General features: G+C 61.5%; 23 protein-coding genes and 1 tRNA gene. 9 read left to right on the top strand and 15 right to left on the bottom strand.

Features of this window, described 5'->3' with window-relative positions; translation table 11 throughout:
• Positions 1-97: 97 nt before the first annotated feature.
• From B5V02_RS35435 to gcl, 3 genes are read right to left on the bottom strand one after another with little or no spacing between them, the layout of a single operon-like run.
• Entirely contained in the window at positions 98-1168 is a 1071-nt protein-coding gene (locus B5V02_RS35435) for a 2-hydroxy-3-oxopropionate reductase (protein WP_281005033.1), read from the bottom strand.
• Complete coding sequence (gene otnI / locus B5V02_RS35430) at positions 1126-1923, bottom strand: 2-oxo-tetronate isomerase (protein WP_111548615.1); 798 nt, start codon at positions 1921-1923, stop codon at positions 1126-1128. Before otnI ends, B5V02_RS35435 begins: the two co-directional genes overlap by 43 nt.
• Positions 1924-1945: 22 nt before the next feature.
• Positions 1946-3727: a glyoxylate carboligase gene (gcl, locus tag B5V02_RS35425; RefSeq protein WP_111548626.1), complete on the bottom strand. Its 1782-nt coding sequence runs from the start codon at positions 3725-3727 to the stop codon at positions 1946-1948.
• Positions 3728-3941: 214 nt separating this feature from the next.
• Between gcl and bhcR the strand changes: the two genes are divergently transcribed.
• Positions 3942-4763, top strand: a complete 822-nt coding sequence (gene bhcR / locus B5V02_RS35420; protein ID WP_111548614.1) for an HTH-type transcriptional regulator BhcR — start codon at positions 3942-3944, stop codon at positions 4761-4763.
• On the opposite strand, the gene B5V02_RS35415 is transcribed toward bhcR, so the two are convergent.
• From B5V02_RS35415 to B5V02_RS35400, 4 genes are all read right to left on the bottom strand, one after another.
• Positions 4764-5123: a hypothetical protein gene (locus B5V02_RS35415; RefSeq protein WP_111548613.1), complete on the bottom strand. Its 360-nt coding sequence runs from the start codon at positions 5121-5123 to the stop codon at positions 4764-4766.
• A 205-nt stretch (positions 5124-5328) separates the two neighbouring features.
• A complete protein-coding gene (locus B5V02_RS35410; protein ID WP_111548625.1) occupies positions 5329-5631 on the bottom strand; it encodes a BA14K family protein in 303 nt (100 codons plus the stop codon).
• 289 nt (positions 5632-5920) lie between these two features.
• A complete protein-coding gene (locus B5V02_RS35405) occupies positions 5921-6121 on the bottom strand; it encodes a hypothetical protein (RefSeq protein WP_111548612.1) in 201 nt (66 codons plus the stop codon).
• 212 nt (positions 6122-6333) lie between these two features.
• Complete coding sequence (locus tag B5V02_RS35400) at positions 6334-6501, bottom strand: hypothetical protein (RefSeq protein ID WP_111548611.1); 168 nt, start codon at positions 6499-6501, stop codon at positions 6334-6336.
• 158 nt (positions 6502-6659) lie between these two features.
• On the opposite strand from B5V02_RS35400, the gene B5V02_RS35395 reads away from it, so the two are divergent.
• Positions 6660-6735, top strand: a tRNA-Thr gene (locus B5V02_RS35395).
• Between the two features lie 153 nt (positions 6736-6888).
• A complete protein-coding gene (locus B5V02_RS35390; RefSeq protein ID WP_146606211.1) occupies positions 6889-7128 on the top strand; it encodes a hypothetical protein in 240 nt (79 codons plus the stop codon).
• Between the two features lie 478 nt (positions 7129-7606).
• On the opposite strand, the gene B5V02_RS35385 is transcribed toward B5V02_RS35390, so the two are convergent.
• Positions 7607-8173, bottom strand: a complete 567-nt coding sequence (locus B5V02_RS35385; RefSeq protein ID WP_111548609.1) for a DUF2569 family protein — start codon at positions 8171-8173, stop codon at positions 7607-7609.
• 112 nt (positions 8174-8285) lie between these two features.
• A complete protein-coding gene (locus B5V02_RS35380; protein WP_111548608.1) occupies positions 8286-8900 on the bottom strand; it encodes a TetR/AcrR family transcriptional regulator in 615 nt (204 codons plus the stop codon).
• A gap of 90 nt (positions 8901-8990) precedes the next feature.
• On the opposite strand from B5V02_RS35380, the gene B5V02_RS35375 reads away from it, so the two are divergent.
• The 5 genes from B5V02_RS35375 to B5V02_RS35355 are packed head-to-tail and all read left to right on the top strand — an operon-like array spanning position 8991 to position 13544.
• Positions 8991-10082, top strand: coding sequence for a polyamine ABC transporter substrate-binding protein (locus B5V02_RS35375; RefSeq protein WP_111548607.1), 1092 nt, complete (start codon positions 8991-8993; stop codon positions 10080-10082).
• 7 nt (positions 10083-10089) lie between these two features.
• Positions 10090-10935, top strand: a complete 846-nt coding sequence (locus B5V02_RS35370; protein ID WP_111548606.1) for an ABC transporter permease — start codon at positions 10090-10092, stop codon at positions 10933-10935.
• Position 10936: 1 nt separating this feature from the next.
• A complete protein-coding gene (locus B5V02_RS35365) occupies positions 10937-11719 on the top strand; it encodes an ABC transporter permease (RefSeq protein WP_111548605.1) in 783 nt (260 codons plus the stop codon).
• Positions 11716-12780 carry an ABC transporter ATP-binding protein gene (locus tag B5V02_RS35360; RefSeq protein ID WP_111548604.1) on the top strand — a complete coding sequence of 355 codons (1065 nt, stop codon included), beginning with the start codon at positions 11716-11718 and terminating at the stop codon, positions 12778-12780. Before B5V02_RS35365 ends, B5V02_RS35360 begins: the two co-directional genes overlap by 4 nt.
• A 2-nt stretch (positions 12781-12782) precedes the next feature.
• Positions 12783-13544 carry an MBL fold metallo-hydrolase gene (locus B5V02_RS35355; protein ID WP_111548603.1) on the top strand — a complete coding sequence of 254 codons (762 nt, stop codon included), beginning with the start codon at positions 12783-12785 and terminating at the stop codon, positions 13542-13544.
• Between the two features lie 150 nt (positions 13545-13694).
• Here B5V02_RS35355 and B5V02_RS35350 read toward each other — a convergent pair whose 3' ends face one another.
• The 6 genes from B5V02_RS35350 to B5V02_RS35325 form a co-directional block, all read right to left on the bottom strand.
• Complete coding sequence (locus tag B5V02_RS35350) at positions 13695-14399, bottom strand: TetR/AcrR family transcriptional regulator (RefSeq protein WP_111548602.1); 705 nt, start codon at positions 14397-14399, stop codon at positions 13695-13697.
• Between the two features lie 110 nt (positions 14400-14509).
• The gene (locus tag B5V02_RS35345) at positions 14510-15937 is read right to left on the bottom strand and encodes an amidase (RefSeq protein WP_111548601.1); all 1428 of its coding nucleotides are present in this window, start codon (positions 15935-15937) and stop codon (positions 14510-14512) included.
• Positions 15938-16030: 93 nt separating this feature from the next.
• Entirely contained in the window at positions 16031-17065 is a 1035-nt protein-coding gene (locus B5V02_RS35340; RefSeq protein ID WP_111548600.1) for an extracellular solute-binding protein, read from the bottom strand.
• A gap of 40 nt (positions 17066-17105) precedes the next feature.
• A complete protein-coding gene (locus B5V02_RS35335) occupies positions 17106-17906 on the bottom strand; it encodes an ABC transporter permease (RefSeq protein ID WP_111548624.1) in 801 nt (266 codons plus the stop codon).
• Positions 17899-18819 (bottom strand): ABC transporter permease, encoded by a 921-nt coding sequence (locus B5V02_RS35330; RefSeq protein ID WP_111548599.1) that lies wholly within the window; start codon positions 18817-18819, stop codon positions 17899-17901. The genes B5V02_RS35335 and B5V02_RS35330 overlap by 8 nt, the downstream gene beginning before the upstream one ends.
• A gap of 4 nt (positions 18820-18823) precedes the next feature.
• A complete protein-coding gene (locus B5V02_RS35325) occupies positions 18824-19915 on the bottom strand; it encodes an ABC transporter ATP-binding protein (protein ID WP_245446367.1) in 1092 nt (363 codons plus the stop codon).
• Between the two features lie 168 nt (positions 19916-20083).
• Between B5V02_RS35325 and B5V02_RS35320 the strand changes: the two genes are divergently transcribed.
• Positions 20084-20329, top strand: a complete 246-nt coding sequence (locus tag B5V02_RS35320) for a hypothetical protein (RefSeq protein ID WP_111548597.1) — start codon at positions 20084-20086, stop codon at positions 20327-20329.
• Positions 20330-20348 lie beyond the last annotated feature (19 nt).

Raw genomic sequence — 20348 nt, 5'->3', positions numbered from 1 at the left:
ATCTCGAAATGCGAAACGGGCTCCGGCGATAAACGCAGGAGCCCGTTCTTCGACAGGGAAGAGTTGGCGGCTTGGGAACGTTGCGCCGCCTCTCCTCCTATGCTGCCTTGCCTTTGACTTCGGCTGCGTTGCCGCCGACCTCGAAATTGGCCATCCGCTCCAGCGCCCTGACCAGTGCCGAGTGATCCTCCTTGGCGCCGCCATTGGCGGCGCAGGAATTGAACAGTTGCTGCGTGGTCGAGGTGTTGGGCAGCGACACGCCGAGCGCTTTTGCGCCCTCCAGCGCCAGGTTGAGGTCCTTCTGGTGCAGCTCGATGCGGAAGCCCGGCGCAAAGGTGCGCTTGACCATGCGCTCGCCATGCACTTCGAGAATGCGCGAGGCGGCCAATCCACCCATCAGCGCCTGCCTGACCTTGGCCGGATCGGCACCGGCTTTCGATGCAAAAACAAGCGCTTCGGCGACAGCTTCAATGGTCAGCGCGACGACGATCTGGTTGGCCACTTTGGTGGTCTGGCCGACGCCGTTCGGCCCGACCAGGGTGATGTTCTTGCCCATCTTCTCGAACACGGGCCTGGCGCGCTCGAACGCCTTATCCTCGCCGCCGACCATGATGGTCAGCGACGCCGCCTTGGCGCCGACTTCGCCGCCCGACACCGGCGCGTCGAGATAGTCGCAGCCCAGATCGTTGATCTTTTTGGCGAAAACCTTGGTTTCGATCGGCGAGATCGAGCTCATGTCGATCACCAGCTTGCCCTTGGTCAGGCCTGAGGCGACGCCGTTGTCGCCGAACAGCACATCGGCGACCTGCGGTGTATCGGGCACCATCAGGATGATGATATCGGCCGCCTTGGCGACGGCGGCATGACCAGAGACTGACTTCAGCCCCTTTGCGCCGAGATCGGCCGGCGGCTTCGAGCGATGGTCGCTGGCGATGACTTTATAACCCGCATCCAGCAGATGCCCCGCCATCGGCGCGCCCATGATGCCGAGGCCGATGAAACCGATGGTTTCCATTGTTTTTCTCCGTCGTGTTTCTTTGTCAGGTCGCGTTCCTTCGCGCCCCTCTGTCGCCTGCCGGCCCTCTCCCCCACGGGTGGGAAGATTGGCAGCTTCAGCGTCGGCAGTTAAGCCGCTGCACTGCCCTGCCCGGCCAACTCCGTGAACCAGCCCAGCCCGGCCTCGGTGCCGGCCTTCGGCTTGTATTCCGCCCCGATCCAGCCGGAATAGCCGATGCGGTCGATATGCTCGTAGAGGAAGGGATAGTTGATCTCGCCCGTCCCCGGCTCGTGACGGCCGGGATTGTCCGCAAGCTGGATATGCGCGATGCGGCCGAGGTTTGCCTCGATGGTGCGGGCGAGATCCCCCTCCATGATCTGCATGTGATAGATGTCGTATTGCAGGAACAGGTTCTTCGAACCGATACGGTCGATCAGCGCCAGCGCCTGATCCGAGTAGTTGAGGAAGAAGCCCGGAATATTGCGGGTGTTGATCGGCTCGATCAAGAGCCGGATGCCGGCCTGCTCCAGCTTTTCCGCCGCGAAGGCGAGGTTTTCGGCAAAGACATCCTCCAGCACCTTGCGGTCGGCGCCCACTGGCGCGATGCCGGCCAGGCAATTGACCTGCTGGCAGCCGAGTGCCTGCGCATAGGTGATTGCCTTGGCGATGCCCTGGCGAAATTCCGGCACGCGATCCGGCAGCACGGCAATGCCGCGCTCGCCCTTGCCCCAGTCGCCCACCGGCAGATTGAACAGCACCTGCGTCAGGCCGTTCTTCTTCAACCGGGCGGCGACCACCTCGGGGGCATGATCGTAGGGGCCGATATATTCGACGCCCTTGAAGCCCGCGCGGGCAGCTGCGTCAAAACGGTCAAGGAAATCGTGCTCGCCAAAGAGCATCGAAAGATTGGCTGAAAAACGCGGCATTCTTTTTCTCCTTTCCGCTAATCTAGTCCAACATCACTATGGCAGTCGGCGCATCTTCATGGCTTTCGGCAAGGTCCTCGAATTCGGTGATCTTGTCGATCTCGGTGCCCATGGAGATGTTGGTGACACGCTCGAGGATGAATTCGAGCACGACCGGAACCTGGTGCTCTTTCATCAGCCGCTGTGCCTCCTTGAAGGCGGCGGCGAATTCCTCCGGCTTGCGCACCCTGACCGCCTTGCAGCCCATCGCCTCGGCGACGGCAACGTGGTCGACGCCATAGCCGGCCTCCGGGTCGCCTGAGCGATTGATGTTCTCGAAGGCGAGACTGACCTCGAAATCCATCGAAAAACCGCGCTGCGCCTGGCGGATCAGCCCGAGATAGGCGTTGTTCACGACGACATGGAGGTAGGGCAGCTTGTGCTGTGCGCCGACGGCCAGTTCCTCGATCATGAACTGGAAATCATAGTCGCCCGACAGCGCCACGATGGTGCGGTCGGGATCGGCGGCGCGAACGCCAAGCGCCGCCGGCAAGGTCCAGCCGAGCGGGCCGGCCTGGCCGCAATTGATCCAGTTGCGCGGCTTGTAGACATGCAGGAACTGGGCGCCGGCGATCTGCGACAGGCCGATCGTGGTGACATAGGTCACATCGCGGCCGAACGCCTTGTTCATCTCCTCGTAGACACGCTGCGGCTTCAGCGGCACCTGGTCGAAATGCGTCTTGCGCTTCATTGTCTTCTTGCGGCCCTGGCATTCCTTCGCCCAGCCGGACCAGTCGCGCAGCTTTCCGGCCGTCTTCCACTCGGTGGCAACGTCGAGCAGCATCTTCAGCGCCGCACCCGCATCCGAGACGACGCCGAGGTCCGGCGCGAAGACACGGCCGATTTGCGTCGGCTCGATGTCGACATGAATGAATTTTTTCCCCTTGGTGTAGACTTCGACCGAGCCGGTGTGGCGATTGGCCCAGCGGTTGCCAATGCCGAAGACGAAGTCGGCCTCCAGCATCGTCGCGTTGCCGTAGCGGTGCGAGGTCTGCAGCCCGCACATGCCGGCCATCAGCCTGTGGTCATCGGGGATGGCGCCCCAGCCCATCAAGGTCGGGATGACCGGCACGCCCGAAATCTCGGCGAATTCGATGAGCAGATCCGACGCATCGGCATTGATGATGCCGCCGCCGGCGACAATCAGCGGCTTTTCGGCCGCGTTGAGCATCGCCAGCGCCTTTTCGGCCTGGGCGCGCGTCATCGCCGGCTTGAACGGCGTCAACGGCTCATAGGCATCGATGTCGAACTCGATCTCGGCCAACTGCACGTCGACCGGCAGGTCGATCAGCACCGGGCCCGGCCGCGACGAGCGCATCAGGTGGAAGGCCTTCTGCAGCGCCATCGGCACAAGATAAGGCTCCATGACGGTGACCGCCCATTTGGCGACCGGTGCGGCAATGGCGGCGATATCGACCGCCTGAAAATCCTCCTTGTTCAGCCGCGCGCGCGGCGCCTGGCCGGTGATGCAGAGGATCGGAATGGAATCCGCCGCGGCCGAATAAAGCCCGGTGATCATGTCGGTACCGGCCGGGCCCGAGGTGCCGATGCACAGGCCGATATTGCCAGCCTTGGCGCGGGTAAAACCTTCCGCCATGTGCGAGGCGCCCTCGACGTGGCGGGCAAGGACATGGCGGATGGTGCCCCTCGCCTTCAGGGCCGAATAGAACGGGTTGATCGCCGCGCCCGGCACGCCGAAAGCGCAGGAAATACCTTCCTTTTCGAGAACGAGAACCGCAGCATCGACAGCGCGCATCCTGGCCATTTTCCGGCCCTCCACAGGGTTTGTCATTGTTGGATGAGCTGAGAATGTCACCCAACCGGCTATTTTTCAATTTTTTCAGAATATTTTTTCATTTCTAAGAAACGGCCATTAGCCAATGAATTTGAACGGCTTTTCGTTTTCCACCGATTTCACGACATGGCACAATGAAAAACTTTTTCATTGCCTATTGCGCTGAATTGCCGACAATGCGGCCATGGAAACCACCGAGAAACGCCAGCGTGGCCGCCCGCGCGCCTTCAACGGGCCCTCCGAGCCGACTTCGGTGCAGTCGCTCGATCGGGCGCTGCGCATCCTGGCCATTGTCGCCGAGGGCAGCGGCCTGTCGCTGAGCGAGATTGCCGCCAGTTCTGGACTGGCCGCTTCCACCGCCTACCGCATGCTGACGACGCTCGAAAACCACGGCATGGTCGAATTCGACACCAGCGATCAGCTGTGGTCGATCGGCGTCGAGACCTATCGCATGGGCGCTGCGTTCCTGCGCCGCCGCAAGCTGGTCGACCGCGCCCGCGTCGTCATGCAGGAGCTGATGGAGAGAACCGGCGAGACCGCCAATCTCGGTGTCGCCGAGGATGATTGCGTGGTCTTTGTCAGCCAGGTCGAGACGCATCAGGCGATCCGCGCCTTCTTCCGGCCGGGCACGCGCAGCCCGTTCCATGCGTCCGGCATCGGCAAAGCAGTGCTGGCGCATCTCGAACCGGAGCGCGTCGGCACCATCCTGCGCAAGGCCGGGCTGCAGCGCTTCACCGACAAGACGCTTTCCGACATTTCCGCCCTTGCCCACGATCTGGCAACGACCAAGCTGCGCGGCTGGTCGGTCGACGACGAAGAGCGGCACCCCGGCATGCGCTGCGTGGCGGCCGCCATCTTCAACGAATTCGGTGAGCCGATCGGCGGCGTCTCGGTGTCGGGGCCGACCGTGCGGGTGACGCCGGAGCGGCTGGCCGAGATCGGCCCGCTGGTGCGCGATGCCGCGGCCGAGGTGACCAGGATGATCGGCGGCGTGCAAGCCGGCTGATCAGCCTGCCCCGGGTAGCGCGCTCTTGGTCGCAATATCGAAGAAATCGAGCAGAATCGCCATGCCGACGCCGCAGGCGGTGAAGACGAGGCCGGCAATGAAGATGCGGTTGGCGCGTTCATAGACGCGGCGCTGCAGGCACTTTGTGTCGAGCAGCAGCGACAGCGCCCGCATCTGCAAGGCGATGCCGAGCAGGATCGGCAGGACGGCGACAAGATGGTAGGTCTGCCACGGGATCGGATTGGCGGCCCAATGGGTGATGAAGCCCAGCGAAAAAGCCAGCAGGATGCCGACGGCGGTGACGGTGCCGTTACGGAAAACCGTTTCGACCAGGTCTTCCTTCGGGTCCTGCTCGTCCAAGGGTCTCTCCCCGCGTTTCGCGGTCAGAATAGACGCTCGGAAAATCGCTGTACACCGCCCAGGTCGACCGCCGAAGGCAGTCGCTTCAGGTCTGTGCTTGCCGACGTTGAAAGTCGACCGATGGAACAAGCATCGCTACCATCGAAACAACAGAAAAGGGGCTCGCGTGAGCCCCTCTTCTGTTGCTGAAACGGTCCACCTCCTCTCAGAGCCGGCAATAGTGACGGTAGCCGTCGTAGCCGACATAGGTGTCGGAGTCCGCATCGTAGCTTGCGTAGCGATCGAAGCAGCGGCGGACGTGCCACGAACCGCCGTCTTCGTCGACATAGACGGTGCGGGGCTGCTGGGCGAGCAGGCTGCCCAGGACAAAGCCGCCAACGCCGGCGGCGATGCCAATGCCGAGGTCGTGGTGATGCGAATGCGCAGCCGAGGGCTGCACGGTGCCGACCAGCATGGTGGCGGCGACGGTGGTGGCGATGAGGCCGGAAACGAGTGTGCGCGTGAACATGATGATCTCCTTGCTTCGTTGACCGAGGCGATCCATCCGCCTCTTGATCATCTGTCGTTGCGGCAAGGAAAAAGGTTCGAAATTTTTTGGATTTTCTTGGAACTGGCCAAATCGCATGGACTCAAAAGTTGGCGATCCTTCCCACCCCCCTCTGTCCTGCCGGACATCTCCCCCGCAAGGGGGTGTTTGGACCGGGGAGATCGGCAGCTTTGCCGGCCCTAGTCCGCAAGATGATCGCATAACGCAAAAGGGCGGCCGAAGCCGCCCTTTGGGGAATTGGGTCCCTCCATCAAAGGAAAATGATCACCCTGCCATGATTGTGGTGATGATGGTTGTGGTGCCACCACCAATGCTTCATGAAATGATGATGATGATGATGATAATAATGATGGTGCATGCCGTGGGCTGACGACGTGCCGACCGTGCCGGCGAGCGCGCCGGCGGCGACGAAAGTGGCAACGAGGCCTGACATAAGAGTGCGCTTGAACATGATGATCTCCTGGATCTTTGATCGAGGCGACCCATTCGCCTCTGACCATCAGTCGGCGGGGCGCGGCAAAAGGTTCGAAAGGTCTTCGAGATTTTTGTGGAGCGGCCCTCAGGACAAGCGAATAGGGAGTAGCCAATAGCGAAATGCAGCAACACCAGGCTGCCGCTCGCTACCTTACTATTCGCTATTCGCTACTCACTCTTTTCCCCGCTTCACCCCATGCCGGTGATGTGGCGAAGCCAGAAGGCGAGCGCGATGAAGCCGATGATGGTGGTGACGCCGGTCCAGTCGACATTGGCCTTCTTCACATCGCTGATGATCTTCACCAGCAGCATCCAGACTATGAAGATGATGGGGAGAATGATGATGAGCCTGATCATGCGACACCCTGCTCGAAGCGATTGCACCTTCCCCATATGTAGGAAGCGATTTGGCGGTTTTCAGGATGCCCCTCGCCGACAGTCCTATGAGATGCCGGGTAACTGAAAACAGAGTTTTGTCTTTACTGGCGCAACAAATATGCTAACCGAAGCGCCGTGCCCTTGTAGCTCAGCTGGTAGAGCAGCGGTTTTGTAAACCGAAGGTCGGCGGTTCGATTCCGTCCGGGGGCACCAGTTTCCCAATGTGGAAGTTTCAAACCACTTTTCAGCGCTTTGAGCCCTCCAGCAGCACCTCGATCAAGGCCTGCGCCCGATTGGTGGCGCGATGGGTGGCGCGTAGTCAACGTGCCAATGCGGCCCGCCGGTTGCATCCCCTTCCAGGATGACATGCGCACCCCAACTTTCCAGCGCGCGCTGCACTTCGGCTTGCTGGTGATGATTTCCAAGCGGAATGGAAATATCGCGGGCGCGGTCATCCAAATGGTTGCTGACAGCAGCCCCGCGACTGCGGGCTCGGTGTATGATCTGTTCGAACGCCTCGGTGGTTTGCGATGGAGTAGCGCGAGGATGTTGAATGACCCACGCGTCCATCTCGCTAATATGCTGGGCTTGTCGGTATACCGTTAGAAACTGCGTCCGGTTCGAAAGCCGTCGTTCCGCCATCAATTCAGCTTGTCGGCGGACTGTCCTCACTCGGCCGGTAACACGTATGGCCGTGCGGGGAAATTGGCGCTGGAGTTCTCGAATAAGCCCGTCAAGGGTCGTCGGCGGCGAGACACGTTCCCACGTTTCAAGACTCGGCGTTTGAGCACCGTGTCGAATATGGCCGCCGCCAAAATCGGGACGAACCTCAACCGGTGCACGGGTTGAAGCGCCTTTGAGAAGAGTTCCCGAAATTCTAAGCATTGCTGAAATGGCAGCGCGGTTTGATTGCTGCTTATGCTAGCGTTTTGCGACGGGAAAAACAAATATTCATTGCTCTGCTCGGCATAAGCGAGCGGTTTAAGGTCGGATTTTTCTCGACCACACCGTCCGGGGGGCACCAGTTCCTATCAGGAATGGTCGAGAGCGCTCACGCTCCAAAAATGTTCGAATTGCCCTGGTTCTATGACGCGCTCGCGACCTGGGCGGATGCCCTCACCCTGGTGAACGTGTTGCGTACCCTGACGGATTTGTAGACGTAAGCGACCCAGAGTCCGGTGAGAACAAACGAGACTATCGGCGCCGCAAGCGCGTCTCCGGTGACCACTTGCCCAACCGGAACCCCGAGAGCCGTGGAAACCCAGGCCGCGTCCAGGATGAAGACCACCGGGATTGCAAGCCATTGGATGAGAAACAACTGCTTGAACCGACGGCTCCGCCTCAGCATGGCAACAAGCACGACCAGTTGAAGCACCAAAAATGCCAGCAACAGCGCAACCTCGCCATAGACCACCACGGGTCCATTCGGCACCAGCATGAGCTGGTTGTATCCATCGCTCGAGGAACCCAATGTGGCGAGCGTGCGCAACGGCGACAGGGTCTGGCCGATCGCAAGAAGCATCAGCCACCCTCCGAAGCCGACGAGCTCCGCCGGATTCTGCGAGGGCTTGCGGGCAGATCGGAGTGCAAAGAAGACAGGCACCCCGATGAACAGCAGAACTATTGCCCAATACCAGACAGAAAACTGCATTCACCCCTCCCCTAGAAATGCACTCATGGGTTGTAGCAGATTTCAGATTCGACTCAAGAGGGTTGAGCCGCGGCTTGGTCCAAAAATCGATGCTGCTGCCTGCTCCTGACAATCACACTGCAATCGCCGCCACCAATATCCGGTTCTGCCTGCGTATCGCCGCACGCAATTCGGCAATCCTCGCCTCGTCGCTTTTCACGAACTCGATGAACATCATGTTCATGTTGTTGAAGATCAATTCGCCCAGCGCTGCTCCGTCGATATCCTGGCGCACCAGGCCGAGCACCTGCAGCCGAGCGATCAGCGCTCGGATCTGTTCGGTCAGCGCCCGGTCGAGCGCGGTGTAAGCTTGGCCGAACGGGCTGTCGGGCAGTTGCGTCGAGATCGCCATCGCCTGCCGCCACATCTCCTTGCTGAGATAGTGCAGCGAGTGCTCGATATAGATGCCGATCAGCGTGTCCAGCGCATCGCCGACATTGGCCGGCGGCCTGGCGACGACGCCTTGCCCGGCATTCAGCACTTCGTTGACTTCCAGCGAGACGATGGCGCCGAGAATGTCCCCCTTGTTCTGGTAGTAATTGTAGATGGTGCCGACCGAGACTTCGGCCTGCGCGGCGATCGTCTCGATCTTGGCGCCTTCATAGCCGGCCTCGCGGAAAAGCTCGGCCGCCGCCTCGATGATGCGCCTGTGCCTGTCCGCCTTTTGCCTTGCCCGCAATCCGCTCATATCAGCCTCTTGCCATAAAACAGAATTGACTCAATTTTAGAATTGGTTCAATTTTTTGCAAGAAGCCACAAAGGCAAGGGAGAACACTCGATGTCCGCAATATCCGCATCCAGGAATCCGCTTTCCATCCTGAAGAGCCATCTGCATGCGGCGTGCGCCGCCACGGCACTGCTGCTCGGCGCCGGCAGCGTCGCCCAGGCCGCCGATCTCAACGCGCTGATCTGGTGCGATCATTCCGATCCCGCACTTCTGCAGCCCTTCGAGGAGGCCAACAACGTCAAGGTCAACGTCAAGGAATTCGAGGGCACCGGCGCTGGGCTCGCCATCGTCGAGCAGTCGCAGCCCGGCGACTGGGACGTGATGGTGATCGACAGCATCGACATACCGCGCGGCGTCGAAAAGGGCCTGTTCGAGCCGCTGCCGGACGACAAGCTACCACTGGCCGACATGTTTCCGCAGGTGAAGATGGACGGCTCCACCGTGGTCGGCGGCAAGCGCTACGGCATCACCGAAAAGTTCGGCTACAACACGATCGGCTACAACAAGACCAAGGTCGATCCGGCCGACATGCAGTCGATGGCGGCGCTGACCGGCGACAAGTACAAGGGCAAGGTCGCCATCTACGACTATTATCTGCCGGTCATCGGCATGGCCGCGCTCGCCATCGGCAAGAAGACGGCGGATCTGACCGAAGCCGACCTGCCCGCCCTCAAGGAAGAGCTTCTCAAGATGAAGGCCAATGCCAAGCTGGTCGGCGAAGTGACCGCCAGCCAGACGGCGCTGGCGACCGGCGAGGTCGATATCCTGGTCGGCGGCGGCGAATGGGTGACGGCGGGGCTGGCCAAGGAGAACCCGGCGCTGGACTTCTCCATTCCCAAAGAAGGCGCTGTGCTATGGTCGCAGTCGCTGGCCATGTTCAAGGATTCCAAAAACAAGGACATGGCGCTGAAATTCATCCAGTACGTCATGAGCCCGGAGGGCCAGGCGCGGCTTGCCACCTCGTCCTGCTATTGGGGCATGCCGGCGAACAACAAGGCGGCGCTGACCGACGACCAGAAGAAGATCCTGCGTTTCGACGAGCAGCCGGGCTTCCTCGCCCGCGCCCAGGCCTACCCTGCGCCAAACGCCGATCTCGACAAGAAGATGCAGGACATGTGGACCGAAATGCTGCAGGCCAAGTGAGCTGCTGATGAGCACAGCCGGGAACAACGGGCGTGCCCTGCCCTGGGCGCTGGTCACGCCGGCGCTTGGCTGGACGCTTTTGTTCTTCGTGCTGCCTTTCATCGCCATGGGGTTTTCCAGCCTGACGGCGCATGAGGGCGGCGGCTTCACGGCGTCCAACTACAGCCAGTTCTTCACCAACCCCTCCTACTGGCAAGCGATGGTCAACTCGCTGCAAGTGACGGCGATCGTCACCGTCGTCTCGGTGCTGCTCGCCTACCCCTTCGCCTGGATCCTGGCCGAACAGGTGCCGGAACGCTGGCAAAGGCTGGCGCTGATGCTGGCCGTCCTGCCGTTCTGGACCTCCTATGTCGTGCGCTCCTATTCCTGGCTGCTGGTGCTGGCGCAGAACGGCGTCATCAACCGGGCGCTGACGGGCTCCGGTCTGTTCAGCGAGCCCCTGCAACTCGCCAACACACGCTTCGCCACCGTCACCGGCTTCGTGCATTTCTTCGTCATGCTTTTGACGCTGACGATCTTCGCCAATCTGAAGCAGTTAAGCCCCAGCTATCGCAAGGCCGCCGCCGATCTCGGCGCCGGGCCGGTGCGCACCTTCCTGCATGTCATCCTGCCGCTGACCTTGCCCGGCATCATGGTCGGCGCCTTTCTCACCTTCGTGCTATGTATCGGCGACTACATCACGCCGCAGATCCTCGGCGGCAACAACGAGCTTCTGATGCCGCAACTGGTGATGATGCAGATCGGCCGCCGCGGCGACTTTCCGCTGGCATCGGCGCTGTCGATCATCCTGATGGCGGTGGTCACCATCGCCTATCTCGCCTGCGCCCGCTGGCTGAAGATCGAGCGGGCCTGAGATGCGTCGGATTGTCCGCATCGCTTCCTGGCTCTACGCGCTTGCGGTCTACGGTTTCATCTTCCTGCCGGTGGTCGTGCTGGTGCTGTTCTCGCTCCAGGCGACGTCGTTCCCGATCCCACCCTTCACCGGCCCGTCACTGCGCTGGTACGACGCGGTTCTCTCGGACACGCGGCTGACCTCGGCGCTGGTCAACTCGCTGCTGGTTGCTTCGATCTCGTCGCTTGCTGCCGTCACGCTCGGCTTCCTCTCCGCCTGGGGTTTTGCGCGCTTCGTTCTGCCGGGTTCCGGCCTGCTGCGCGGGCTGATCACCCTGCCCTTGACGGTCAGCTATCTCATCATCGGCATGGGGTTGCTGGTGCTGTTCAACTGGGCCGGCGTGCCGAAGTCGCTGCTTGCCGCCGGCATCGGCCATGTCGTGATCAACCTGCCGCTGTGCTTTGCCATCATCTACAGCCAGATGGGCGACCACCAGATCAACATCGAACGCGCCGCGCGCGACCTCGGTGCGCCGGAATGGAAGGTGCTGCTCCTGATCACCGTGCCGGTCATGGCGCCGGCCATATTCGCCGGATTCTTCCTGTCGATGACCTTCTCCTGGGACGAGTTCGTCATCTCCTTCCTGCTGACCCGCTTCGATACCACATTGCCGGTGGAAATCTGGAACCTGCTGCGCTCCGGCCTCAATCCAAAAACCAATGCCGTCGGCTCGCTGGTCTTTGCTGTTTCCATCGTGCTGGTCGTGCTGTTCGAACTGACATTGCTGCGCAGGAGAAGAGCATGACCGCGCCCTTGGTCGACATCCGTGCCGTCTGGCATCGTTTCGGCCAGCAGACTGTGCTGAAAAACGTTTCGCTGCAGATCGAACCCGGCAGCTACACCATCCTGCTCGGCCCTTCCGGGTCCGGCAAGACGACGCTGCTGTCCATTCTGGGCGGCTTCGTCACTCCGAGCGAGGGCAAGGTGTTCATCCGCGGCGAGGACTGCACCTCGGTGCCGCCGGCGAAGCGGCCGACGACGACGGTGTTCCAGGACTATGCGCTGTTCCCGCATATGAGCGTCGGCAGCAATGTCGGCTTCGGCCTGCGCATGCAGGGCGTCGATGGCTCGACACGGTCGGCAAAAGCACGCGAGGCGCTGGCGCTGGTTGGCCTCGCCTCCGCCTTCGACAAGAAGCCGCACCAGCTTTCCGGCGGCCAGCGGCAGCGTGTGGCGCTGGCGCGTGCGTTGGTGATCGAACCGGCGGTGCTTTTGCTCGACGAGCCGCTCGGCGCGCTCGACCTCAAATTGCGCCGGCAGATGCAGGACGAGTTGAAGGCGATCCAGAAGCGCGTCGGCACCGCCTTCATCCATGTCACGCATGACCAGGAAGAAGCGATGGCGCTGGCCGACCACTGCGTGGTGATGAATGACGGGCGCATCGAGGATGAAGGCCCGCCCGAACGCGTCTATGCGCGGCCGGCGACGCGCTTTTCCGCAACCTTCATGGGCGAAAGCACGATCCTTGCCGGCACGGTCACTGAGACCAAGGACAGGGCAAGCACTGTCGCGACGCCGGTCGGGCCGGTTTGCCTGCCCAGCGCGTTGCCGGTGGGCCCGGCTGTCGGGCTCGCCATACGGCCGGAGCACCTTGTCCTTGGCGCGGCCGGCGGCGGTGTCAGGCTTGGCACGGCTGAGGTAAGCGACGTCGTCTTCCAGGGCAGCTTCAAGCGCGTGCTCGCCGTTTCAGTCGAAGATCCCTCCCTACAGTTCATCGCCAGGCTTCCGGCGACAGCCTCCGTCCAGCCGGGGGACATGGTCGCGGTTTCGTGCGATACCGACCAGATCATCCTGCTGACGGATTGAAGATGGGCACGCTTCCGGTCATCGACGCTCCAGACTGGTACGAGACCATCCGCATGAGCGATGGCGTGACACTGATCCACGAGCCGTGGATCAAGCCGTTCTTCCGCTGCAACATGTGGCATGTGCGTGGCCGCGACCGCGATCTCCTGTTCGACACCGGCCTCGGCCATTTCAGCCTCAGGCGTCACGTGCCGCTGGTGACGGAGCGAAAGCTCACCTGCGTCGCCAGCCACACGCATTTCGACCATATCGGCTGTCACCACGAATTTCCCGACCGCTGCGTGCACGCGGCCGAGGCGGAGATCCTTGCCGATCCGCGCAACGAATGGACGGCCGCCGGCACCTATGCGACCGACGAGATGTTCGACGGTATGCCGCAAGGCTGGGACACGGCGCGCTACAGCATCCTGCCTGCACCGGCCGGCCGCCTGCTCGCGCATGGCGATGTCGTCGATCTCGGCGACCGCGCCTTTGAGGTGATCCACACACCTGGCCATTCACCCGGCGGTATCGCGCTCCACGAGAAAAAGACCGGCATCCTGCTTTCCGGCGACATCATCTATGACGGCCCGCTGATCGACGACGTCTACCATTCGGATATTTCCGATTATATGGCGACGCTGCTCAGCATGCGCGACCTCGATGTCGCGGTCGTGCATGGCGGCCATTTTCCGAGCTTCGGCAAGGTGCGCTACCGCCAGCTTGTCGACGAGTATCTGGCGCAGAAGCGGCAGGCCGGCTGCCATCTGCGGCCGGGTCCCTGAGGCCGATTAAGGTGTGTTGATATTCAGGTCAGCCCGAGTCGAAAACGGTGGCTTCCGAGAACCGGAGCGGAGCGTACTTTTCGTACGTGAGCACCGGAAGCGCAGAAAGCCATCGTTTGCAGGCCGGCATCACCTGAATAACAACACACCTTAGCGCATCAATTCGAAATGCCGCGGAAACGACTGATGCAGCAGCATCAGCATCGTCTTTCTCAGCACATCGGAATTACCCGCCGGTGGGTTGAGGTGATCCCAGATCCATGCGCCATGGACGAGATAATTGAGGCTTTCAGCCAGTGTATCCGGGTCGACATCGGTGTAGCCGCCGCTGCGCTTGATTTCGATCAGCAAGTCGCGCGCCTCGGCATTGTAGCTGAGATCGCTGGGCAGGCCGATCTCGTTGTAGATCTGCATGCTCTTGCGGTCGCTGGAGAACACGACAAAGACCGAAACCCATTTCGGATGCTGCCGCGCGAATCTTTGTGCGCATTCGACCGCGCCCATCAGCCGTTCGACCGGCGACAGAGCGGGCACACGTACCAGCGTCGCCCACAATTCATCGTACTGATCGCTGAGATACTGCAGCACGGCGCGAAACAGGTTCTCCTTGCTGCGAAAGTGGAAAACCACCAGTGCGTTGGAAGAGCCGACATGCTCGGCGATCCGCTGCATGGTGACGCTCGCCAGGCCTTCGTCGGCGATGAGATCGATCGTGGCGTCGATGATGCGCTGAATGCTGGCTTCGCCGCGCTCGCGCCGGCGATCCCTGGGGGCCGGCTCGAGCCGCTTGTCGCCACCTTGGGCCACCATCGCCCTGGGTGTCTCCGGTGCCGCGGTAGCCTTGCGTTGCGCCATTCCTGTCCAGCCTTTCAAACCTTGCGGCGGAGATTTCCAACCCCGCGCGCCGGCTCACCATAAGCGAAGCGAGAGATCAAGCACCAGCGCGGCAAGGGCCACATGGCTGATCATAGCGACGGGCGCGTTTCGGCATTTCCGTACCATTGACCCTGTGACGTCTCATAGGCCAGCGCTGCCCGGAAAACATCGGCGTCGCAATAGGTGCGGCCGACAATCTGGATGCCTGTCGGCACGCCGCTCGCCGCCCGGCCCGACGGTATGGTGAGAACGGGACAGCGGCTCAGCATGTTGAACGGCGTCGTCATCACCCAGCCAAGCGACGGGTTCACCTGCTTTCCGTTGATCTCGACAGTGTCCCTGGTGTGGTCGAACTCCGCCGGCACCGAGGGAAGCGCGTTGGTCGGGCAGATCAGCATGTCATATGTCTCCAGCAACGGCCCGAGCGTCTGGTACATCCTGGCCGCCACGTCGAGGGTTGCGACAAAGTCCGTGGCCTTCGACTTTTGCCCATCCTCGGCGAATTGCCGTGCATAGCTTGTCATGTCCTTGCCGTGCTGCTTGAGCAGTTGCGACAGCGAGGCGCCGAAGAGGTGCTCGAGATAGGCCATGCCGGCCTTGAGCACCTCGTCGCCCCAGCCCAGATCGACCTGCTCGACGGTGGCGCCGAGTGAGCGGAACACATCGCAGGCAGCGAGTGTGTTTCTCCGCACCTCCGCATCCACTTCGAAGGAGCCTAGGTCCATCGAGAAAGCAATTTTCCAGCCCTTGATCGGCTTGTAGTCGAGCGGCAGGCGCAATTTCGGGCGCAGCGTGGCGATGTCGAGCGGGCTCGGTCCTGCCATGACATTCTGCAGCAGGATCGCATCCCGCACGTTTCGCGCCAGCGGGCCGGTATGACAGTAGAAGTCGAGGTTAAAGGGCGGCTCATCGGGATTGCGGCCGTAAGGCGGCTTGAAGCCGATGAGACCGCAGGCAGACGCCGGGATGCGGATCGATCCGGCAATGTCCGAACCGGTAGCAATCGACGATGTGCCCGCGGCAAGCGTCGCCGCCGCACCGCCGGACGAACCACCTGGCGTGAAGTCCGGATTCCATGGATTGCGCGTGACGCCCCAGCGCCTCGACCAGGTGTAGCCGGCGCAGCTGAATTCGGGCGTTGCCGTGCGTGCATGGACGATGCCTCCGGACTTGATAATGCGCTCATTCATCGTCGAGGTGTGGCCGCCAATGGCATCCTTCGACATTAGCGAGCCGTGCGATGTCGGCTTGCCCTTGATGTAGCTCTCGTCCTTGATGCCGATCGGCAGGCCCTCGAGCGCGCCGGTCCTGGCGCCCCTGGCGTATTTCGCCTCGGCTTTTTTGGCCAGCTCCATCGCCTCGTCGAAATGCGTGAAGGTGAAGCAGTTGATCGCCGCTTTCGTCGCCTCGGCGCGGTCGATGGTCGCCTGCATCAATTCGACGGGCGATAGTTTCTTCGCCTTGAACAGCCGCAGCGCCTCGCTGGCCGGCAGATAGCAAAGATCGAGATCGGTCATGGGAAGTCTCCTGCGATCGCCAGATCGCCTTGGCATGAACAGACGCGAGGTGGCCGCGCCGCGATATCGCGGCGCGAGAAAACCCGGGCTGGGCTATTTCTGGAGGTCGGTCCAGATTTTCGTGTAGAGCGCCTGCACGTCCGGCGGACAGGCCTGCATGAACTGTCCCTTGGCCGCGAATTCAGCCGGAACGTTCACTTCCGGCGCGTTCTTCATGTCGTCGGGCATGAAGGCTTCCGAGCCTTTGATGCCGTTCGAATAGCGCGCGAAGGCCGAGATCAGTGCTGCGTTCTGCGGGTCCATGATGAAGTTCTGGAAGAGCTTGGCGTTCTCGACGTTCCTGGCGTCCTTGAGGACGGCGACGTTGTCCATCCAGATCGGGTAGCCTTCCTTGGGATAGCCATAGACGATCTTGTCGTTCTGCAACCGCTGGCGGAGCGAAATGCCGTTCCAGTTGACGCCGGCGGCGATGTCGCCCTTGCCCAGGCCGTCGACGGCGCCGTAGTCGAAGGACAGCCATTTCGCCTTGGCCTCGACCAGCTTGTCGCGCACCTTCTTCAGCACCACCTTGTCTGCCGTACAGTATTGGCCGCCTTCGTAGGCGATGGCGAGAAACATGATGTCACCCATTTCGGGCACGACGTTGATCTTGCCGACGAGCTCGGGCGGTGGGTCGAGGAAGATTGCGGACGTGTTCACGTCGCCGGAATAGACCGACTTGTTGACCGACACGCCTGTCGTGCCCCACTGCCACGGAACGGTATATTTGCGAGCCGGATCGAAGGGGACATCGACCCATTTGGGATCGACGTTTTTGAAATTCTCCATCTGGTCCGGGCGCGATTCAAGCAGCAGCCCCTCGCTGATCCAGATCGGGACGACGCTTGCCGAAGGCACGACGATGTCGAAACCGGCACCGCCCTGGCGGATCTTGGCCAGCGCGGTGTCGTTGGAATCGAAGTCGGTGACGGTGACCTTGACCTTGTAGGTCTCCTCGAATTTCTTGATGAGATCGGGGTTGGTGTAATTGCCCCAATTGTAGATGTTGAGTTCTCCCTCGGCGCGGGCCACACCCGTCACGGCCAGCAGCGACAGCCCGATCGCCGTCGCGGTCAGTTTCCAGTTCATGCTCAATGCTCCCATTGTTGGGACCGTCGGCGTTGCCGCCTCAGGTCCGTTTCCTGCTGATGAAAAAGAAAGCCGTGACAATGCCGATCGACAGCACGAGGAAGGCCGTCGAGATCGCATTGACTTCCGGCGTCACGGTGCGCCGGAGCTGGCCGAGCATGTAGGTCGGCAGCGTGTCCTGGCCGCCCGATTTGACGAATTCGGTGATGACGACGTCATCCAGCGAGACGACGAAGGCGAGCATCAATCCGGCGAGAATGCCCGGCCAAAGCAATGGCAAGGTCACGTGCCGAAAGGTCTTCCACTTCGTTGCATAGAGATCGGCCGCTGCCGTCTCGAGCGACAGGTCCATGCTTTCAAGCCGGGCCCGGATCGGCAGATAGGCGAACGGGATGCAGAAGGCGGTGTGCGCGGCGACGAGGTAGCCGAGCCCGGAATAACCGGTCCATATCTTGATGCGCGAGAACACGATCAGCAGCGCCACCGCGGTGACGATCTCCGGCACCATCAGCGGCTGGTTGATGAAGGCGTATTTGAGGGTCAATCCCGGATACGGCTTGGTCCTGGTCGTCGCCAGCGCCGCCATCGTGGCGGTGATGGTCGCCAGCACGGCGGCCACTGCGGCGATCTGGAACGAGCGGATCGACGATTCTATGACCAGCGCATTGTTCCAGGCGATGTGGAACCAGCGCAGCGAAAAGCCTTTCCAGATCACAACGGAATCATTGTCGTTGAAGGCGTAGACCACGAGCGTGGCGATCGGCAGGTAAAGCAGGAAGAAACACAGCATCGCCACGCTGACGAAGCCGTTCTGCCGCCGGACGTCGAAGCGATTAGCCATGAGCGCCATCCGACCTGGTCGTGTTGCGGACGTAGAACAGCAGCGCCATCATGACGATCGCCATCAAGGTGATCGACAGCGCCGCACCGAGCGGCCAGTTTCTGCCCTGGCCGAATTGCAGCTCGATCAGGTTGCCGATCATCAGATTGGTGCCGCCGCCGAGCACGCGCGGCGTCACATAGGCGCCGAGCGAGGGGATGAAGACGAGGATCGAGCCGGCGACGATGCCCGGCGTGACCAGCGGGATGATGATGCGCCTCAACACCTGGAACCGCGTCGCGTAGAGGTCGTAGCCCGCCTCGACAAGGCGGAAGTCGATCTTCTCCATGCTGGCGTAAAGCGGCAGCACCATCAGCGGCAGGAAGACGTAGACCATGCCGGCCAGGACGGCGAAATTGGTGTACATGAGCTGGACAGGATGGTCGGTGATCCCAAGCAGCTGCAGCACCGAATTGACGATGCCGTCATTGCGCAGCACCTGCTGCATGGCGAAGGTGCGGATCAGAAGGTTGGTCCAGAACGGGATGGTGATCAGGAACAGCCAGATGTCGCGCCGGTGATCCGGCCGTGTGGCAATGAAATAGGCGGTGGGAAAACCGAGGATCAGGGTCAACAAAGTGGTTGCCAGCGACAGCGACACCGAGCGCCAGAAGATCGACAGATATGCAGTGGCGAACGACAGCGTGTCGTCGAAGACGTCACGCTCGAACAGTACGCTCACCCAGGGATCGGTCGAGAACTGCCATTTCACGTCGCCGTAATTGCCTGGCGTCAGGAAGGAATAGACGACCACGATCAGCAGCGGCCCAAGGGCCGCGAGGAAGACGATCAGCAGTGCCGGGGTGGAAAGCAGCCAGCGTGACCTGATGTCGTCGCGTTCGGCCTTTTCGGCTACCTCTCTCGCGGTCGCCATGGCCCTAGTCCTTCAGCACTTGAGCAGCGTCGTCGCCGATCGAAATGCCGACCTTGTCGCCGTTTTCGAAGCCGCAGCTGGCGCTGCGTGAGTTCTGCTGGCGCACCATGAAGACGTCGCCTTCGTCCAGCCGGACATGGATGTGCGTGTCGGTGCCGAAATAGACGATGGTCTCGATCGTGCCGGTCAGGTCGCCGCGGCCTTTGACGAGCTTCGCATGCTCAGGCCGGACCATCAGCGTTGCGTTGCCGCCTGCGCGGAAACCCGCGGCGGCGGTCGCGCAGATCTTCGCACCCGAGCGCAAGGCAATCCGCGCCTGGCCATTGCCTGCACTTTCGACCATGCCGGTCAGGAAATTCGTCTCGCCGATGAAGTCGGCGACGAACCGCTCCGCCGGGTGGTCATAGACGTCCCAGGGCGTGCCGACCTGCAGGATGTTTCCCGCCGACATCACCGCGATTCGGTCCGACATCGTCAGCGCTTCTTCCTGGTCATGGGTGACGAAGATGAAGGTGATACCGGTCTCGTGCTGCAGCCGCTTCAGCTCGATCTGCATCTCCTTGCGCAGCTTGTAGTCGAGCGCCGACAAGGGTTCGTCGAGCAGCAGCACCTTGGGCTGCGGTGCCAGCGCCCTTGCCAATGCCACGCGCTGCTGCTGGCCGCCGGAGATCTGGCTGGTGCGCCGATTTTTGAGCTCTTGCATGTGGACGAGCTTCAGCATCGCGTCGACGCGCGCCTCGATCTCGGCCTTCGGCTTGCCCAGCATCTTCAGGCCAAAGCCGATATTCTCGGCGACCGTCATGTGCGGAAACAGCGCATAGGACTGGAAGACGGTGTTGACCGGCCGCTTGAAGGGCGGCAGCGGCGCGATGTCCTGGCCGTAAAGCTGGATTTCGCCGTCAGTCGGATAGTCAAAGCCGGCGATCAGCCGCAGCAGCGTCGTCTTTCCACAGCCGGACGGACCGAGCAGCGTGAAGAATTCATTCTCGCGGATCGCGACGGAGACGTTGTCGAGCGCTCTAACCGAATCCTGACCGGTTCCCCGAAAGATCCTGGTGACGCCCTTCGCCTCAACGGCGGGCCGTATGGCTGTCAAGATATTCCCCTCTCCTGCGTGGTCATTCACCGGCGGAAGCCGGCTGACCAACTTGATCCTCACCATCAGGTGATAACTATGACTAAACATACAGTCAATATCTTTTTGTAGACGCAGCCATGGGCTCGACCGTTCGTAAGGCAGTCCTTGATCGGGACGAGAAAGCGTGTGCGCCAGGACGCGTTTCAGCCGTCGTCGGGCTTCATCGGCGGCATGTGGCCGTTGACCGACCGCGCGGCCGCCGCCTTCTCGAGCGACTTCTACGGCGGCATCAGCGCGCGGCTCAAGGACGGACCGGTTTACCTTGCCGAGATGCTGCAAGTGGTGCGCAAGCGCTTCTATGAAACCGGCGACCCGACCTATCTTGCCTATAGATTCTACGGCAACGCCAATTTGCAGGTGGTGGCGCAGTGAGCGGCCGATTCTTGCGTCA

The organism is Mesorhizobium kowhaii (genome assembly GCF_003253745.1).
In the GTDB taxonomy this organism is placed as follows: domain Bacteria; phylum Pseudomonadota; class Alphaproteobacteria; order Rhizobiales; family Rhizobiaceae; genus Mesorhizobium; species Mesorhizobium kowhaii.
Note: the sequence above shows the minus strand (reverse complement) of the source record. Positions and strands in the feature narration are given on the sequence as shown.

Bases quoted from the DNA above. Each gene is read 5' to 3' on its own strand.
- otnI (WP_111548615.1), bottom strand. From the start codon at position 1,923: ATGCCGCGTTTTTCAGCCAATCTTTCGATGCTCTTTGGCGAGCACGAT.
- gcl (WP_111548626.1), bottom strand. From the start codon at position 3,727: ATGGCCAGGATGCGCGCTGTCGATGCTGCGGTTCTCGTTCTCGAAAAG.
- bhcR (WP_111548614.1), top strand. From the start codon at position 3,942: ATGGAAACCACCGAGAAACGCCAGCGTGGCCGCCCGCGCGCCTTCAAC.
- B5V02_RS35410 (WP_111548625.1), bottom strand. From the start codon at position 5,631: ATGTTCACGCGCACACTCGTTTCCGGCCTCATCGCCACCACCGTCGCC.
- B5V02_RS35405 (WP_111548612.1), bottom strand. From the start codon at position 6,121: ATGTTCAAGCGCACTCTTATGTCAGGCCTCGTTGCCACTTTCGTCGCC.
- B5V02_RS35400 (WP_111548611.1), bottom strand. From the start codon at position 6,501: ATGATCAGGCTCATCATCATTCTCCCCATCATCTTCATAGTCTGGATG.
- B5V02_RS35390 (WP_146606211.1), top strand. From the start codon at position 6,889: ATGCGCACCCCAACTTTCCAGCGCGCGCTGCACTTCGGCTTGCTGGTG.
- B5V02_RS35385 (WP_111548609.1), bottom strand. From the start codon at position 8,173: ATGCAGTTTTCTGTCTGGTATTGGGCAATAGTTCTGCTGTTCATCGGG.
- B5V02_RS35380 (WP_111548608.1), bottom strand. From the start codon at position 8,900: ATGAGCGGATTGCGGGCAAGGCAAAAGGCGGACAGGCACAGGCGCATC.
- B5V02_RS35375 (WP_111548607.1), top strand. From the start codon at position 8,991: ATGTCCGCAATATCCGCATCCAGGAATCCGCTTTCCATCCTGAAGAGC.
- B5V02_RS35370 (WP_111548606.1), top strand. From the start codon at position 10,090: ATGAGCACAGCCGGGAACAACGGGCGTGCCCTGCCCTGGGCGCTGGTC.
- B5V02_RS35365 (WP_111548605.1), top strand. From the start codon at position 10,937: ATGCGTCGGATTGTCCGCATCGCTTCCTGGCTCTACGCGCTTGCGGTC.
- B5V02_RS35360 (WP_111548604.1), top strand. From the start codon at position 11,716: ATGACCGCGCCCTTGGTCGACATCCGTGCCGTCTGGCATCGTTTCGGC.
- B5V02_RS35355 (WP_111548603.1), top strand. From the start codon at position 12,783: ATGGGCACGCTTCCGGTCATCGACGCTCCAGACTGGTACGAGACCATC.
- B5V02_RS35350 (WP_111548602.1), bottom strand. From the start codon at position 14,399: ATGGCGCAACGCAAGGCTACCGCGGCACCGGAGACACCCAGGGCGATG.
- B5V02_RS35345 (WP_111548601.1), bottom strand. From the start codon at position 15,937: ATGACCGATCTCGATCTTTGCTATCTGCCGGCCAGCGAGGCGCTGCGG.
- B5V02_RS35340 (WP_111548600.1), bottom strand. From the start codon at position 17,065: ATGAACTGGAAACTGACCGCGACGGCGATCGGGCTGTCGCTGCTGGCC.
- B5V02_RS35335 (WP_111548624.1), bottom strand. From the start codon at position 17,906: ATGGCTAATCGCTTCGACGTCCGGCGGCAGAACGGCTTCGTCAGCGTG.
- B5V02_RS35330 (WP_111548599.1), bottom strand. From the start codon at position 18,819: ATGGCGACCGCGAGAGAGGTAGCCGAAAAGGCCGAACGCGACGACATC.